Source organism: Providencia sp. NPDC089933 (assembly GCF_049545585.1).
Classification (GTDB): domain Bacteria; phylum Pseudomonadota; class Gammaproteobacteria; order Enterobacterales; family Enterobacteriaceae; genus Providencia; species Providencia huashanensis.
In genome coordinates this window covers 118874-135556 of record NZ_JBMWDT010000004.1, presented here as the reverse complement: position 1 = coordinate 135556, position 16683 = coordinate 118874, and the positions used below count along the sequence as shown (strand labels likewise).

General features: G+C 39.1%; 12 protein-coding genes. 9 read left to right on the top strand and 3 right to left on the bottom strand.

Annotated elements, in window-relative coordinates; all coding sequences use genetic code 11:
* Positions 1 to 41 precede the first annotated feature (41 nt).
* Positions 42 to 926, bottom strand: coding sequence for a helix-turn-helix domain-containing protein (locus tag ACPEH5_RS07775; protein ID WP_042845201.1), 885 nt, complete (start codon positions 924 to 926; stop codon positions 42 to 44).
* A gap of 895 nt (positions 927 to 1821) precedes the next feature.
* Between ACPEH5_RS07775 and ACPEH5_RS07770 the strand changes: the two genes are divergently transcribed.
* Entirely contained in the window at positions 1822 to 2076 is a 255-nt protein-coding gene (locus tag ACPEH5_RS07770; RefSeq protein WP_042845200.1) for a helix-turn-helix domain-containing protein, read from the top strand.
* 142 nt (positions 2077 to 2218) lie between these two features.
* Here the strand turns inward: ACPEH5_RS07770 and ACPEH5_RS07765 are convergent, their stop codons facing one another.
* A complete protein-coding gene (locus tag ACPEH5_RS07765) occupies positions 2219 to 3214 on the bottom strand; it encodes a hypothetical protein (protein WP_226619208.1) in 996 nt (331 codons plus the stop codon).
* 250 nt (positions 3215 to 3464) lie between these two features.
* Positions 3465 to 4301 carry a MurR/RpiR family transcriptional regulator gene (locus tag ACPEH5_RS07760; RefSeq protein WP_042845197.1) on the bottom strand — a complete coding sequence of 279 codons (837 nt, stop codon included), beginning with the start codon at positions 4299 to 4301 and terminating at the stop codon, positions 3465 to 3467.
* A 394-nt stretch (positions 4302 to 4695) separates the two neighbouring features.
* On the opposite strand from ACPEH5_RS07760, the gene ACPEH5_RS07755 reads away from it, so the two are divergent.
* The 8 genes from ACPEH5_RS07755 to iolE all read left to right on the top strand — a co-directional run bounded on the left by ACPEH5_RS07755 (position 4696) and on the right by iolE (position 16525).
* Complete coding sequence (locus ACPEH5_RS07755) at positions 4696 to 6207, top strand: CoA-acylating methylmalonate-semialdehyde dehydrogenase (RefSeq protein WP_042845196.1); 1512 nt, start codon at positions 4696 to 4698, stop codon at positions 6205 to 6207.
* A gap of 12 nt (positions 6208 to 6219) precedes the next feature.
* Positions 6220 to 8157 carry a 3D-(3,5/4)-trihydroxycyclohexane-1,2-dione acylhydrolase (decyclizing) gene (gene iolD / locus ACPEH5_RS07750; protein WP_094301216.1) on the top strand — a complete coding sequence of 646 codons (1938 nt, stop codon included), beginning with the start codon at positions 6220 to 6222 and terminating at the stop codon, positions 8155 to 8157.
* A 501-nt stretch (positions 8158 to 8658) separates the two neighbouring features.
* Positions 8659 to 9645 (top strand): inositol 2-dehydrogenase, encoded by a 987-nt coding sequence (gene iolG, locus ACPEH5_RS07745; RefSeq protein ID WP_042845192.1) that lies wholly within the window; start codon positions 8659 to 8661, stop codon positions 9643 to 9645.
* Between the two features lie 391 nt (positions 9646 to 10036).
* Positions 10037 to 11443: a sugar porter family MFS transporter gene (locus ACPEH5_RS07740; protein ID WP_042845190.1), complete on the top strand. Its 1407-nt coding sequence runs from the start codon at positions 10037 to 10039 to the stop codon at positions 11441 to 11443.
* Between the two features lie 54 nt (positions 11444 to 11497).
* Entirely contained in the window at positions 11498 to 11926 is a 429-nt protein-coding gene (locus ACPEH5_RS07735) for a PTS sugar transporter subunit IIA (RefSeq protein ID WP_042845189.1), read from the top strand.
* Positions 11927 to 12537: 611 nt separating this feature from the next.
* Complete coding sequence (locus tag ACPEH5_RS07730) at positions 12538 to 13671, top strand: Gfo/Idh/MocA family protein (RefSeq protein WP_048607968.1); 1134 nt, start codon at positions 12538 to 12540, stop codon at positions 13669 to 13671.
* A gap of 25 nt (positions 13672 to 13696) precedes the next feature.
* Positions 13697 to 15601 carry a bifunctional 5-dehydro-2-deoxygluconokinase/5-dehydro-2-deoxyphosphogluconate aldolase gene (locus ACPEH5_RS07725; RefSeq protein WP_042845185.1) on the top strand — a complete coding sequence of 635 codons (1905 nt, stop codon included), beginning with the start codon at positions 13697 to 13699 and terminating at the stop codon, positions 15599 to 15601.
* A gap of 30 nt (positions 15602 to 15631) precedes the next feature.
* Entirely contained in the window at positions 15632 to 16525 is an 894-nt protein-coding gene (gene iolE / locus ACPEH5_RS07720) for a myo-inosose-2 dehydratase (RefSeq protein ID WP_042845183.1), read from the top strand.
* Positions 16526 to 16683 lie beyond the last annotated feature (158 nt).

Genomic DNA, 16683 nt, shown 5'->3' with positions numbered 1-16683 from the left:
TGCAAACAACCCGCAGAGTAATGCGGGTTGTTTGTGAGTAGTTAAACAAGCACTGGAATATAATAATTCAATTCTTGGATGTAGTGATGGGGGTTATTTATAAATGCTTCGTAAGTAGGTTTGGAGTTTAAAACATACATTTCTATATCCGAACCAGTTCCACGGACAATATCCATTTCAGCTAGAACTTTACCATAAGCAGTATAGATAATATCGTTGTAATCAATCCCCTGCAGACTACCATCTAATTTAATTTCCAAATAATTTCCACTCGGTAGTTGAAAGTTTGTTGCTTGTGGTGGGGTGATATCAACATCTTTTTCATCTAATGCAGTAATATATAAGAAAGTCCCTTCTTCATTAGAGCTCAAGTCTACACCATGAATAGCATATAGGTGCTGCGTCACATATTGGTTTTTATCAAGAAATTTTTTCCAATATTGTCTGCGTAATTCATCGGTTTTAAGGTTCCAACCATTTATATCCTTGGTATATCGATGCTTAATACCAAGTAAATTTATTGCGGGCAATTGAGTAAGTCTGACTTGGAATTGAAGTTCTTTATTTTCACGAAGTGGCAGACAGAACCCATCGACCTTCCAACCTTTGCGCTTTCTATATTCAGAAGGGGTAAGGTTAAATTGCTTTTTGAAAGCGCGACAAAATGTTTGTTGCGAATCAAATCGGTATCTCAGTGAGATATCCATAATGCTGTCGTTAGTTAATCGTAATGCTACCGCTGAACAGGAAAGGCGCCTTGCTCGGATATACGAGCCAAGTGCCAAGCCAGTTTGGTTTTTAAATAGGCGCTGAAAATGCCATTTAGTGTATCCTGATTTATCGGCAACAGTATCTAGGGATAGGCGAGATTCTAAATTTTGTTCTATCCAGAGAATGATTTCCCTGATAACGCTTTCTTGTAGCATGATTATCCTTTCAAGTTGCTATTATCTAGATCAATAAAGTAAATAATGCTTAATACTGACAATGATACTAGATAAGAATTCATGGATGCTCGCAATAGAATACCATGTCTACAGACAGTTTGATTAAAAAGATGTGAAGTTAAGTAAGTTTTTCTTCTAAAAGTATTGTTGTTACCGACTGAAATACAATTATTTGTTGTTAGTTTAACATTAAATATGTATTAATAACTATTTAAGTTTAAAGTAAATAAACGTACAACTATAGAAATAGATAAAGAACAGTTAATATTATTATTGCTAAATGCCGATAATCCTTTTGAGATGATTGTAAATGGATTGATATAAAAAACAGATCCAGCTTGGATTGTTGTGATTTATAATGAAAATATAAGCCGTTTATCTTTAGTGGGTTGCTGAAACGATGATTAGTTATAAAAAATAGGGCTATTTTTTATAACCACAAATATTATTTTTTTTATACAATAGCCGTATGGAAACTTATTGATACGCTTAACTACAAATTGTCACGATTTCCATAAGTAAATAACATTAAATGTATAGAGTTTATTTCATCAAATTTAAAAAATAAGCTAAAATATTATTGTAATCTGATAGATACATTGTTCACGATTAGAGATAGGTGAGTAAATTAACCCATTCTTCATTGGGGTTAATGTAGTACCAATCGAATCTTATCTGCAACAATGAAATAATAAAAAATAATAATATCATAATGTTATGTTTTTATTGTGTTTTCCTTCGATAGAAATAGTCTTTTAATGATTGGTTTAATCGGAATTTAGTTATTTTAAGTCAATTTATAAATTGAAAAGTGGTGTTAATTTACGCGTCGCTTAATTAGATAGCTTATACGTATGTAACCCAGGGGGGTATTATGAGTAAAGACAGTATCGCTAAGATGTTGGGGATAAAAATTCGTAATCAACGAGAAAGTCATAAAATGACCGTTAAACAAACTGCGAATTTAATTGGGGTAACTGAAGATGAAATGCGACGTTTCGAAAACGGTGAAAGTTGTATTGATGTAGATTCATTATTTCAGTTTGCCTACTTATTCAATATTGAGCCAGCCTCTTTCTTATATGGCGTAGTGAATGTTAACAGCGGGATGCGCAGTACTCTACACTAACATTGTTTAGTATTGGCTGAATAAAAAACTTAATGATCAATTGGTTAAACGTATCCACACGATAATGTTGGAAAACTTAACTCTGTAAGTTAAAAAATAGGTTAACAGAGCTGCTGTATCTCTTAATTTGTCATTATCGTACTTAAATAAACCCCTCATCGTATAATTGTTTTAATATTTCATTGGTAAGTTCATTAGTACGTGCCCAATGAGCTGGTTGTGTAAGTTTAGTACCGCCGTGCAGTTTTAGAATGAATTGGTCTATTTGTTTAAAAATAGTATTTTTTTCATTAAGTTGTTGTCTTTGTGGGTTAAATAGTACTTTATTTTCAACCTCATAACTTTGATTGCACTGTTTTAGAGATAATTTGTCTGAAATATTCCCCGTATTAAAAAATAGCTCAAATGAAATTAACAACCCCCCTTTATGACGCAAATTGATTATTAGCACATCCCCATCTTCCATTTTTGCGAAAGGGTGTGAAAACTGAATTGACGCTGTAGAAAATGAAAAATCAGGGAGTAAGGTTAATAACAGTTCAATTTTTTGTGTAATCGTACCTCTTAGTATATTGAATGGTAACCTATTTTCTGGCTCAATGACCCGGTGAGCGGATAAGCGTAATAACCCTGTTTCTAATTTGTTTTGAGTGTGCAAGACATGCTTTATTTGATTAAATGAGTCCTCAAAAGTGAGTGCTTGACTGTAGTCAATTAAAACATCGTTTCGTATTGCTTTTATGAATAATTCTTCAAGCTCTTTTTCATTAAAGCTTGGGATATTATTGAGTAAGATATCTTTTCCTGCTGCAATTGCGGCATTGATTGTAAATTTCAATAGCTCATCACTACAGACTGCTGTCATGATGATGCAATCAACGTCATCGTTATTAACCAGTGCCTCTATTTGTTGTTTTTGATACATAAAATAAGACATAGAGGGAAGTGGGGGAGCGATATCACAAACAGATACCAACTCACTATGATGAGCACTGCATTTTACTGCATGAATATAAGGTTGATTATGAATGGACGTTCCGATTAAACCAATCCCTGAGCGACGAAGAGAAGTGACAGAGTGCTGCTCTTCAAGCAATCGAAGATGGCCCAGTAAATAAAGAAAGTGTGTATTTAACATGGTCGTTCCTTATTATCGGTTTTAAATCAGAAATTCATGTGCTCCCAACATAACAGGATGAAATAATAATTTCATATTAATGTGTTGTCGAAATTTGTATTTTCTGATGAAACTCACAAATTAAAGAAATCATTTATGTAAACCCACTTGAGCGGCGGTATGTAGCAAAGAGAAATCAATTTAGTAATGGAAACGGCCAAATAGGGGCTCTAAACTAATGGAGGTATTTAGTTTTCGAGCCAAAGTAGCGTTAAACTAACTTACTTCCTTGACGGTAGGCTAAGGCGACTGTCAATGATTGAGCTAAACATAACGTTGCTGACTGGGAACGAAATGCATCCACTTGCGCTTCTTTAATCACAAAGCAAACGTCACTAAAACTGGCGAGTGGGCTAATCTGGCTGTCAGTAATTACGATTTGTTTAGCACCAGACTGTGCTGCTTTTTCACTAACCATTACTGTTTCTGATGCATAGGGGGTGAAACTAATTGAAATAACCACATCGTTTTCACTAATTTTACTGATCTGTTCTTTAAACATTCCCCCAAGACCATCTATCAGAACAGGGCGGCACTCCAAATGGCTTAATGCATAACTGAGGTAGGTCGCGACACTAAATGAGCGACGCAAGCCAATTATGTAGACATTTTGTGCATTAGCTAATAATGAAACTGCTTTTTCTAAATCTTCGGCAGAGGTCCTAGCTGCCATTTGCTGCAAGGCTTGTGCATTGGAGTGAGCAAATTCTTTTAAAATTTGAGCGGGGTCATCACTCAATTCTTGAGCACTATCCATTTCGCGAAATAGCCTTGCTCTATCAGTGTAGCTTGCCGTTTCTTCAACAAGGTTCATACGAAACAATTGTTTCATTTCATTAAAGCCACTGAAATTAAACGCATTTGCAAAACGAATTAGTGTTGATGGTGGAACATTGGCTTCTTTTGCAATAACGGCAACGGTATCAAATGCGACACTATTTGTATTATCGAGTACGTACCTAGCCACCTGTTGCAAGCGTTTACTTAGCTCATCATAACGAGAGCGAACTTGCTCTTGAAACTCATTTAAATTTGATGCACTTGACATATAACCTCCATGATTTGGCTCTAATTGTAGTTGTTTTGCACGGTTAGTCGAATTATTTTGAAACGGTTAGTTCATATTTCTACATTCTCTATCTTTATATATCTAAAATAATTTGAATTTCGGTTAGCAAATTGAATGAGTTACATTGATTGCTTTTCTTATTGTGCCTAGTTGGTAAGTGCTTCTGTCTGCACTGCAATAGACGTGTATACCTAATTAAATAAGTGATTAGGAGACTTTTTAAAATGGCATTTTCTATCTTGAATTAGAAATTTCATAAAAACTTTGTCTAGATCACATAAATTGAATGTTATTTCAAATTTCATTGCAAATGAAACAAATATTTCATATACATTGGGTAACAACGTAATCCTGTCAGTTAAAGAGAGGCAACATGGAACAGATTAATAATTTCATCGGTGGTGAAATAGTTTTGAGCAAAAGCGGTCGATTTGCACCTGTATTCAACCCAGCAACGGGCGAGCAAATTGCACAGGTGGTATTAAGCAGTGCTGATGAAACGAAACACGCCATAGCGATTGCTCATAAAGCATTTCCAAAATGGTCGAAACTTTCGCCATTAAAGCGCTCTCGAATCTTATTTAAATTTAAAGCGTTACTTGAAGATAACATGGATGATTTAGCGCGCCTTATTTCTAAAGAACACGGTAAAGTGTTTTCTGATGCGGTGGGTGAGATTACACGAGGCCTGGAGGTTGTTGAATTTGCTTGTGGCATTCCTCACTTACAAAAAGGTGAACACTCGGCCAATGTCGCCACAGGTGTGGACAGTCATTCATTAATGCAACCACTAGGTGTTTGTGCTGGTATTACCCCGTTTAACTTCCCTGCTATGGTACCGATGTGGATGTTCCCAGTGGCAATTGCTACCGGTAATACTTTTGTTTTAAAACCATCTGAGAAAGACCCGTCTTTGGCTCTTGAATTGGCTAAATTGTTAAAGCAAGCTGGTTTACCTGACGGTGTATTTAACGTCGTTCAAGGGGATAAAGAATCTGTTGATACGCTGCTAACTGCACCAGAAGTTCAAGCGGTAAGCTTTGTTGGTTCAACTCCGATTGCCGAATATATTTATACCACAGCATCTCAGCATGGTAAGCGTTGCCAAGCGTTAGGTGGAGCAAAAAACCATTGTATTTTAATGCCTGATGCGGATATGGGGCAGGCTACGAATGCAATAATGGGCGCTGCATTTGGGGCTGCGGGTGAGCGTTGTATGGCACTTTCTGTTGTATTAGCCGTAGGGGATGAAACGGCAGATACATTAATTGCTAATTTGAAAGCTCAGATAGCCAAAATGACCGTGGGACCCGGTATTACAGATGGCAAAGAAAATGATATGGGGCCAGTAATCTCAGCACAGCATAAAGCGAAAATCTGCGACTATATTGCGAGTGGTGAAAAACAAGGGGCGACATTATTGGTTGATGGTCGTGATTTCAAAGTAACGGGTTTTGAAAAGGGTTATTTTGTTGGGCCAACATTATTTGATAATGTGACTCCTGAAATGGATATTTATAAAGAAGAAATTTTTGGGCCTGTATTAGCTGTTGTACGAGTACCTGATTTTGAAACAGGGTTGAAACTAATTAACCAACACGAATACGGTAATGGAACCGCAATTTTTACACGTGATGGTGAAACAGCCCGTGAGTTCCAAGAAAATGTTCAAGCTGGAATGGTCGGAATTAATATCCCAATCCCAGTACCAATGGCTTTCCACAGTTTTGGTGGTTGGAAACGTTCAATTTTTGGGCCTCTCAATGTTCATGGAAATGATGGTGTTCGCTTCTATACTCGCATGAAAACAGTGACTAGTCGTTGGCCTGCTAGTGTACGTTTAGAACATCATGAAAGTAGTTTCACAATGCCAACCATGGAATAAATGGAGACCCATATGAATAAGCAGAAAATGACTACAGCCCAAGCATTGGTAAAGTTTCTTAACCAACAATATGTTGATGTCGATGGTGAGCAGTATCCGTTTATTCAGGGAATATTTACGATTTTTGGCCATGGTAACGTTGTCGGTTTGGGTCAGGCGCTTGAAGAAGCGCCTGGACATCTGCGAGTTTATCAAGGTTGTAATGAGCAAGGTATGGCGCATATTGCGACTGGCTTTGCCAAACAGAAAAAACGGAAACAAATTTTTGCAGTGACTTCTTCGGTAGGGCCGGGGGCAGCTAATATGGTAACGGCGGCGGCAACAGCCACAGCCAACCGTATTCCGTTGTTATTACTACCAGGAGACACCTTCGCCACTCGTCAACCAGACCCTGTTTTGCAGCAAGTCGAACAATATGGTGATGGGACAATCAGCACGAATGATTGTTTCCGCCCTGTATCTCGTTATTGGGACCGGATTTCGCGGCCTGAACAGCTAATGGCAGCGATGATTAATGCAATGCGTGTATTAACTGACCCTGCTGATACGGGGGCCGTTACCATTTGCTTACCTCAGGATGTTCAAGGGGAAGCATGGGAATACCCTGATTACTTCTTTGAAAAGCGAATTCATCGCATTGAACGCCGGCCGCCAACAAGTGTAAGTCTAGAGGAAGCCGCTCATCTTATTCAAAGTAAGCAAAAGCCGCTTCTGATATGTGGTGGTGGTGTGCGTTATTCAGAAGCACATAATGATTTCGTTCAATTTGCGGAGGCTTACGGTATTCCGTTTGGTGAAACTCAAGCGGGTAAAAGTGCTGTTGTTGCCAACCATCCTTTAAATGTAGGGGGAATAGGCACGACAGGTGGGCTTGCGGCAAACTTACTTGCAAAAGAAGCTGATTTGGTTATTGGTGTTGGGACTCGTTTTACTGATTTTACCACGGCATCTAAGTCATTGTTTAGTAAGGAAGGTGTGCGGTTTTTAAATATTAACGTTGCTGAATTCGATGCCAGTAAGTTAGATGCATTAAAAGTGGTAGCAGATGCAAAAGAAGCTTTGCAAGCTCTTGATGCAAAAATGAAGGGGTCAGGCTATCAGGCCCAATGGGGGCATGAAATTCAACTGGCGAAGCAACAATGGAAGAACGAATTAGACCGGTTGTTTAGCATTCAGTATCGGCCGTTGGATTTTATCCCAGAAATTGCAGGCCACCTTGATGATAAACTTGAAGAATACAGTAAAACACTCGGCACTGAACTTGCGCAAACTCGGGTTCTAGGTTTGATGCAGCAGCACATGGAGAGTGACGCGATTATTGTGGGGGCAGCGGGGTCATTACCGGGGGACTTACAGCGTATTTGGCTACCAAAGCAGCGGGATACTTACCATCTAGAATATGGTTATTCATGTATGGGGTATGAAATTGCTGCGGCTGTTGGCGCGAAAATTGCGGCTCCAGAACAACCTGTATATGCCATGGTCGGGGATGGCTCCTATTTAATGCTACACAGTGAGTTGCAAACGGCAATTCAAGAAAATATTAAAATCACTATTTTATTATTTGATAATGCGGGCTTTGGTTGCATCAATAATTTACAAATGAGCCAAGGCATGGGGAGTTTTGGGACTGAAAATCGCCAACGCAATCCACAAACAGGCCTACTGGATGGGCCATTAGTGAAAGTGGATTTCGCTAAAAATGCAGAAAGCTATGGTTGTAAAAGTTATCGAGTTCATGATGAAGCTCAGCTGATCTCTGCTTTGGAGGATGCTAAAACGCATTCAGGTTGTGTATTGATTGATATTAAAGTGCTTCCAAAAACCATGACTAATGGTTATGAAGCGTGGTGGCGTACAGGAACAGCTCAAGTTGCTAAAAAGCCTGAAATTGTTGCGGCGGCTGAGGAAATTAAACATAAAGTTGAACATAAGGTACGGCTTTATTAATTAACGCGTTATTGGTGGTTTACGTATCATCAAAATAACTCGATGGTGTTATGCCATTGAGGAGGTGTTTTATTTTGAGTGATGGTGTAGGCCTCATTTCGTCGGGTATTATTGTGAATATCCGCAAGGATTTCACTTATTGTGTTTATGAGTTGTCGTCATGTGTATTTTTAAACCCAGCGTTTGCTGGGTTTTTTTATGGTTTTAATAGTTTAATTTTCTTTTTGTTGAAATGTATGTTTTAAATTTAAGTTAGTCGGAATTAATAAAACAGAAACAGAAAATAAAGTTGCAGTAAAGTACATACTTTATTGTCAGATAGTGATGAGTTACATTATTATTTTGTGATCTAAATAACACTAAAAATACACTTTAATGCAACATTTGTTACCTAGAGCCCAAAAACATAATTTCCAAAAAATTATAAATTGAAATGAATGTTTTATTTGGTATATTTCGTAATATCCAAATAGTGGATTTAAGGTATCAAGGAGCATTTGAATGTTCAACATAGCACTATTCGGCGCAGGACGTATTGGACAGGTTCATGCTGTTAATATTGCCGGCCATAAAGAAACCGCACTTTATTCTGTTATTGATCCGTACCAAGCTAATGCATCTGCGTTGGCTGAAAAGTACCAAGCTAAAGTACAAACCACAGAAGAAGCGATGCAAGACCCAAATGTGCATGGCGTTTTAATTGCTTCTGCCACAGATACACATGCTGATTTAATTGAGTTAGCGGCTCAACATAAAAAAGTCATTTTTTGTGAGAAGCCAGTTCATCTCGATCTTGAACGAGTAAGACAATGCCTTAAAAGTGTTAAACAACATAATGTCCCATTGTTTATTGGTTTTAATCGCCGTTATGACCCGCAATTTCGCCATCTCAAAAATTTATTCCAGCAAGGGGCGATTGGTAAAGCTGAGTCTTTAATTATTACATCTAGAGACCCGTCACCGCCACCAGCAGAGTATGTCAAAGTCTCCGGTGGTATGTTCAGAGATATGACGATTCATGACTTTGATATGGCGCGCTTTATGATTGGTGAAGAACCTTGCTCTGTATTTGCCCAAGGAAGTAATGTAGTAGACCCTGCGATTGGCCTTGCGGGTGATATCGATACCGCATTCATTATTTTGAAGTTCCCTTCAGGGGCCATGGCGACCATATCGAATAGCCGCCGCTCAGGGTATGGTTATGACCAGCGCATTGAACTGCATGGTGAGAAGGGGCTGCTGACAGCTGGGAATATAAAAGAAAATAGCGTTGCGTTATTAAGCGAAGTCGGTTGTTTGTCTGCTAAACCCGAATATTTCTTCTTACAACGCTATCATGAGGCATACAAAGCTGAATGGGAACATTTTGTTGATATTTTAGCTGGACGTGCTGAATCAGAAACCACAGGTACCGATGGTGAGTTTGCATTATATCTTGCAGACAAAGCACTTGAATCATTAAAAACAGGAAAAGAAGTTAAACTCTAATTTATATTTTTAAATTATATTTTAATTGATTATTAATATGCGGACGAAAAAATGATTTTTCGCCCGCAATAGAATTCAGATATGTTCATCCGATTATTTAATAAATATATACATTAATATTTGTCTTACGTATTAATTAAATACCCTACAAGCAGTAATGCTTCTATAAAATTTGTGGCTATTTTACTGTTTAATTTTTAAATTCAATCTAAGTATTTGTTTTTATTTGTGAATTTTGATTTATAAAATAGTCTTGAAGCTTGCAAGTAGTGATTCAATAAGAGCGCCAAAAATTTTTCATTATTTAATACTTAACATGTAAAGAATTTATTTAAATACTGAAAATTTGCTTTTTTGGTAGACATAATGATTCAAATAATAAGGTAATAATATGTCATTAATAATGAATCTCAATGAACAACAGAGAAAAAGGTTGCACCAAATCACCTTGGTAGCAACCTTTGGTGGGTTACTTTTTGGTTATGATACTGGTGTAATCAACGGGGCATTTTCCTCACTGAAAGAAAACATGGGGTTAACACCGACCACTGAAGGCCTTGTGATGAGTGTCTTGTTGGTTGGTGCCGCACTTGGAAGTGTTTGCGGCGGGCGAGTGGCTGATTTTATCGGGCGACGCACCTATTTACTTTACCTTTCGTTTCTTTTCCTATTTGGCGCTTTTTTATCTGCCGCTGCACCGAATATTGAAATTCTCCTTGTAGCTCGATTTATTCTCGGTTTTGCTGTTGGTGGTGCATCAGTCACTGCACCAACATTTATTTCAGAGGTTGCGCCTACAGAAATGCGAGGCAAACTCACCGGGTTAAACGAAGTGGCAATTGTGATAGGTCAACTTGCTGCCTTTGCGATTAATGCGATTATTGGTTCTATTTGGGGGCATTTACCAGACGTTTGGCGTTATATGTTGTTAGTGCAAGCTGTACCTGCTTTATGCTTACTTTTTGGTATGTGGAAAGCTCCGGAAAGCCCGCGTTGGTTGATGAGTAAAAATCGTCGTGAAGAAGCATTGAACATTTTAAAACAAATTCGCCCAGAAAAACGTGCTATTCAGGAATATGAAGATATTGTCACATTGTTAGATGTTGAAGCCGCAGAAGCAAAGAAAAACCCAAATGGAAAAAAACAAAATCTAGCTTTAATTTTCAATACCCCTTGGATTTTTAAATTAGTTTTGATTGGGATGGTATGGGCTGCTTTACAGCAAACCACAGGGGTTAACGTAATTATGTACTATGGTACAGAAATACTGAAAACGGCTGGTTTTTCTGAACAAACTTCTTTGGTTTTTAACGTATTAAATGGTGTGTTCTCTGTTGGGGGAATGGTTATCGGGGTACTGTTCTTAGTTGACCGATTTAAGCGCAAGACATTAATTGTCGGTGGTTTTGCTTTAATGGCATCGTTACATTTATTAATCGCAGCAACGGATTATTTCTTAACTGGGGATATTAAAGCAACGTTGATCTGGTTACTTGGTGCGGTATTTGTTGGTGTGATGCAAGGGACAATGGGCTTTTTAACTTGGGTGGTATTAGCCGAGTTATTCCCATTAAAAATCCGTGGGTTATCGATGGGGATTTCTGTGTTCTTTATGTGGATTATGAATGCGATCGTGAGTTACTTGTTCCCTGTATTGCAAGCCGAACTTGGTTTAGGACCTGTATTCTTAATTTTCGCGGTAATAAACTACTTAGCAATTGTCTTTGTGGTGAAACTACTTCCTGAAACATCGAATAAATCGTTAGAGCAGTTAGAAGAAGAGTTGTCATCAATGTAGTTGTTAACCATTCATGATACGAATGTACCTAGTTAACTTAAAAGAGGGTTAGATATGATTGAACAACTGACCACAAATAATCTGCATTTAGGGTGTCAGGCCAGAAATAAAGCTGAAGTATTAAAGATGGTAGGTACCGAGTTTAAAAATAAAGGCTACGTAGATAGGGACTGTGTCCATTTTCTAACTGAAAGAGAGCAACAAATCTCGACTTTTTTAGGCAATGGTATCACTCTGCCACATTTACCTAAATCAGCGAATGACATCATCTTACATACGGGAGTGGAAATTTTTCAATTCCCTGATGGGGTGATTTGGGATAGAACCAATGTGATGTTCATTGCCATCGGTGTGATTGCTAAATCAAGGGAGCATATTGATGTACTCAAAGAGATTGCATTGATTTTCAGTGATGAGTTTATTGCTAATGCATTATCTTTAACATCGAGTAAAGAAGAATTTCTCAGTATTTTACATCGCTAATTATACTGTTTTCATCTTAAACCGTTATGAGAACAATAACATACTCATGACGGTTTTTTATATTCACTGAAAAAGTAACAATAGGGACAATATTGGGAAGATAGTCGCTCTTTTTATAAAATGATATTGCTCCTTTACCTTAATTGATAGGAAGTCATTGATGTCATTTCATATACCAACTAACTAAGTTAATGTACACCTAGAACAAACCAGCGATGATAACTTACGAGCCCAAGGAACGGTATGGTCTGCAAACATACAGGGAATAAACACATTGTTTATTTACTTAGCTGTGTAAAACAACAATGAACAACTGAGGTGCAATGTTTCATTTCATTTCATTTTTTGCTTTTTCATTCCATTTTTTATTCTTTTATTTCATCATTTATCTCCGCCTTACCTCTTTAGGTTCCTGAGTAATAGAGTTAATTCTTTATATATTAGCTAATTACATAAAAAATTAACGCTAGATCACATAATGAAACTAATATTCCTGATTCCATTGAAAATGAAATGAATATTCCGTATAACATTATTATCAACTTCTGAATAAATCAGACCCGCATTGGGTTAGCCAGTGCGCCACTAAAAATGAGCGAGGGGAAGAACAAATGAAGGAAATCCGTATCGGTATGATTGGTACTGGCTATATTGGGCGAGCTCATGCCATTGCTTATGCACAGGCCCCTACTGTTTTTCCACTACAAGGAAAATTGGTTCGCGAAATGATTGCCGAGATTACACCAGAGCTAGCTCAAGCTCGGGCTCAAGAAATGGGGTTCAATCGTTCAACCAATGATTGGCGCAAACTCGTGGCTGACCCAAATATTGATGTGGTGGATATTTGTTCCCCTAATTTTCTGCATAAAGAAATGGCAATGGAAGCAATTAAACATGGCAAACATGTTTATTGTGAAAAGCCATTAGCGCTTAACTCTGATGATGCAAAAAAAATGGTAGAAGCGGCAAAGAAAGCCGGTGTTTTAACCTTGGTGGGTTTTAATTACATGAAAAACCCAACATCACAACTCGCAAAAGAAATTATTGCTAATGGTGAGATTGGTGAGGTTATCCATTTTTATGGTACCCATAATGAAGATTATATGGCAGATCCCAATGCCCCCATTCATTGGCATTGTTTCAAAGAAAAAGCGGGTTTAGGGGCGCTGGGTGACTTATCTGCACACATTATCAATATGGCACAATTTTTAGTTGGCGATATTGAAACCGTTTGTGGCGACATGGAAATTGTTATTAAACAACGCCCAGAGAAAGAAGGCTCATCTGTGATGGTGCCTGTTGAAAATGAAGACCAAGCACATGCGATGGTACGTTTTTCAAGCGGAGCGATGGGGGTTATCGAAACTTCACGCATTGCAGCTGGACGTAAAATGGGGCTGACCTATGTGGTGACGGGTACTAAAGGGACATTAACCTTCACACAAGAAAGAATGGCTGAACTAAAACTATATCGTCACGACGACCCAAGTAACCGTCAAGGTTTTAAAACAATCTTAGTTGGGCCTGAACATCCAGATTATGCACCGTTTTGTGGTGGTGCAGGCCATGGTATTGGCTTTAACGATCAAAAAACCGTAGAAGTGCGCGATCTCATTAATGGGGTAGCCACAGGCACACCCATGTGGCCTGATTTTGAAGAAGGCTGGAAAGTATCGCGAATTTTAGATGCAATCGCGCGCTCATATGAAGAACAGCGCTGGGTTAAAGTCAAAGAAATCAATTAATTCTGTTGTAGTTAAGGGGTGATTAATGGATAAGCAGAAGAAGTTAGATGTTATCTGTATGGGCCGTATTGCCGTTGACCTGTACGGACAACAGATAGGTTCTCGTTTAGAAGATATGAGTACATTTGCCAAATATTTAGGTGGCTCTTCGGGGAATGTGGCATTTGGAACTGCGATACAAGGATTAAGGTCATCAATGCTTGCCCGTGTTGGTGATGAGCATATGGGCCGTTTTTTACGTGAGGAATTAAAGCGTGTAGGGTGCGATACCAGTCATCTTATTACTGATAAAGATAGATTAACGGCATTGGTAATATTAGGGATCAAAGATCAAGACACTTTTCCATTGATTTTCTATCGTGATAATTGTGCTGATATGGCAATTAGTCCAGACGATTTTACGGAAGAATATATTGCATCCTCTCGTTGTCTGGCAATTACAGGGACGCATTTATCTAACCCTAAAACCCGTGCCGCTGTGCTAAAAGCATTGGAATATGCCAAACGTAATGATGTAAAAACTGCCATTGATATAGATTATCGCCCAGTCTTATGGGGGCTAACTTCCCTAGGTGATGGTGAAACGCGTTTTATTGCTTCTCAAAGCGTAACTCAGCAATTACAAGACGTGTTGTCACTGTTTGATTTGATTGTCGGAACCGAAGAAGAGTTTCATATTGCCGGTGGGACAACGGATACTGTTCAAGCCCTTAAAAATATTCGTCAATTAACAAATGCTGAACTAGTGTGTAAACGCGGTTCTTTAGGGTGCTCAGTGTTCAGTGGTGAGATCCCAGAGACCTTAGACGAAGGGATTACAGTACATGGCGTGAGGGTGGAAGTCCTTAATGTATTAGGTGCAGGTGATGCCTTCATGTCTGGTCTATTACGCGGTTATTTGAATGGAGATGGTTGGGAAAAAGCCTGCGCTTTTGCTAACGCATGTGGGGCATTAGTTGTTTCGCGCCACGGTTGTGCGCCCGCGATGCCAACGAAAGTTGAACTGGATAACTACCTTGAGCGCGCTGCGGCTGTACCGCGTCCTGATCTCGACCCGATGCTTAATCACTTGCACCGAGTGACATCACGTAGCACTCAGTGGGATGAATTATGTGTAATGGCGTTTGACCATCGGATCCAATTTGTCGATATGGCACGTAATGCAGGTGCAGATATTTCATGTATCCCTTATTTGAAAAAATTGATTTTCCGTGCCAGCCGTGAAGTAGCTGAAGAGGCAAACTTACAGGGTAAAGCAGGTTTATTGTGTGATAGCACTTTTGGTCAGGATGTTTTGAATGATGTGACAGGGCGTGGTTGGTGGATAGGGCGACCCATTGAGCTACCAGCGTCCAGACCACTATGTTTAGAGCATGGCAATATTGGTTCGCAGCTGATTAGCTGGCCGAAAGAGCATATCGTGAAATGCTTAGTATTTTTCCACCCTGAAGATAATCATCCGCTGCGTTTAGAGCAAGAGAAAACCGTTCAAGAGGTGTATAGCGCATGCTGCCAATCAGGCCATGAATTATTACTGGAAGTAATATTACCAGCTGATATGGAGCGTAATGATGAGCTGTATTTACGAGCCATTAAACGTTTTTATAACTTAGGCATCAAGCCAGACTGGTGGAAATTACCACCGCTACAGGCAGAAAATTGGGATGAGGTTGATGCATTGGTCCAAGAGCGTGACCCTTATTGTCGTGGTGTTGTATTACTAGGGCTTGATGCGCCACAAGCAGAATTACAAGCGGGCTTTAATGCCGCTGCTGGGAAGTCAATCGTAAAAGGATTTGCCGTTGGTCGTACTTTATTTGGTAAGCCTTCTTATGAGTGGATGAAAGGTGAAATCAATGACGACGAGCTGGTTCAGAAAATAAAAAGCAATTACTTAAATCTGATCGCCTTATGGCGTCAGCGTAAATAATATTACTCTTACCTACACAGGAGCTTCATCATGGCAATCCAACTTGGTATTAACCCTTTGACATGGACCAATGATGATTTACCCACTTTAGGGGCAGAAACGTCTCTAGAAACATGTTTAACTGAAGGTCGTCAAGCAGGGTTTGCTGGTTTTGAGTTAGGAAATAAGTTTCCACGTAAAGCGGAAATCTTAGGGCCAATTTTAAAACAGCATGATTTACAACTGGTTTCAGGCTGGTATTCGGGTGAATTGTTGACTCGCAGCGTGGAAGAGGAAATTGAAGCGGTACAAGGTCACTTAGCATTACTGCGTGATTTAGGCGCGAAAGTGATGGTATTTGCCGAAGTGACTCACTGTATTCATGGCGATCAAAATAAACCCGTTCATATGCGACCACTATTTCCAAATGACCAATGGGAAGAATACGGCAGGAAGCTGACTGAGTTTGCGAAATATACCTTATCTCAAGGGGTTAAAATCGCCTATCACCACCATATGGGGACGGTTATCGAGTCAGCAGAAGATGTTGATAACCTGATGAAACATACCGGTGATGAAGTAGGCTTATTACTGGATACAGGGCACTTAACATTTGCAGGTGCGGACCCAGTAGAAGTCGCTAAACGTTGGGCAAAACGAATTAATCATGTGCATTGCAAAGATGTGCGTGCAGATGTATTAAAAGATGTTAAAAACCGCAAAACAAGTTTCTTAGATGCAGTATTAGCTGGGGTGTTTACAGTACCCGGTGATGGCTGTGTTAACTACCCAGAAGTCTTTAAAGTATTAAAAAATAGCCAATACGAAAATGGTTGGTTAGTGGTAGAAGCGGAGCAAGACCCAGCGATTGCCCACCCGTTGACTTACGCGACATTGGGCTATAACAATTTACATAGGTTAGCCAAAGAAGCCGGGCTAATCTAAATCGTCGTCATATTTCAGTCTGTGGCGTTGTTGGCTGCACTCGACCACACAGGTCACATACTTATGTATGCTCCCTGCGTTGCTCTTGTTTGCCGCCTAGCCACAAACTGAACTATTTAGACGATTAGATATTAATTTCAGTCTGAGGCTCTGAGGTG

Bases quoted from the DNA above. Each gene is read 5' to 3' on its own strand.
- ACPEH5_RS07725 (WP_042845185.1), top strand. From the start codon at position 13,697: ATGGATAAGCAGAAGAAGTTAGATGTTATCTGTATGGGCCGTATTGCC.
- ACPEH5_RS07730 (WP_048607968.1), top strand. From the start codon at position 12,538: ATGAAGGAAATCCGTATCGGTATGATTGGTACTGGCTATATTGGGCGA.
- iolG (WP_042845192.1), top strand. From the start codon at position 8,659: ATGTTCAACATAGCACTATTCGGCGCAGGACGTATTGGACAGGTTCAT.
- ACPEH5_RS07755 (WP_042845196.1), top strand. From the start codon at position 4,696: ATGGAACAGATTAATAATTTCATCGGTGGTGAAATAGTTTTGAGCAAA.
- iolE (WP_042845183.1), top strand. From the start codon at position 15,632: ATGGCAATCCAACTTGGTATTAACCCTTTGACATGGACCAATGATGAT.
- ACPEH5_RS07760 (WP_042845197.1), bottom strand. From the start codon at position 4,301: ATGTCAAGTGCATCAAATTTAAATGAGTTTCAAGAGCAAGTTCGCTCT.
- iolD (WP_094301216.1), top strand. From the start codon at position 6,220: ATGAATAAGCAGAAAATGACTACAGCCCAAGCATTGGTAAAGTTTCTT.
- ACPEH5_RS07765 (WP_226619208.1), bottom strand. From the start codon at position 3,214: ATGTTAAATACACACTTTCTTTATTTACTGGGCCATCTTCGATTGCTT.
- ACPEH5_RS07740 (WP_042845190.1), top strand. From the start codon at position 10,037: ATGTCATTAATAATGAATCTCAATGAACAACAGAGAAAAAGGTTGCAC.
- ACPEH5_RS07770 (WP_042845200.1), top strand. From the start codon at position 1,822: ATGAGTAAAGACAGTATCGCTAAGATGTTGGGGATAAAAATTCGTAAT.
- ACPEH5_RS07735 (WP_042845189.1), top strand. From the start codon at position 11,498: ATGATTGAACAACTGACCACAAATAATCTGCATTTAGGGTGTCAGGCC.
- ACPEH5_RS07775 (WP_042845201.1), bottom strand. From the start codon at position 926: ATGCTACAAGAAAGCGTTATCAGGGAAATCATTCTCTGGATAGAACAA.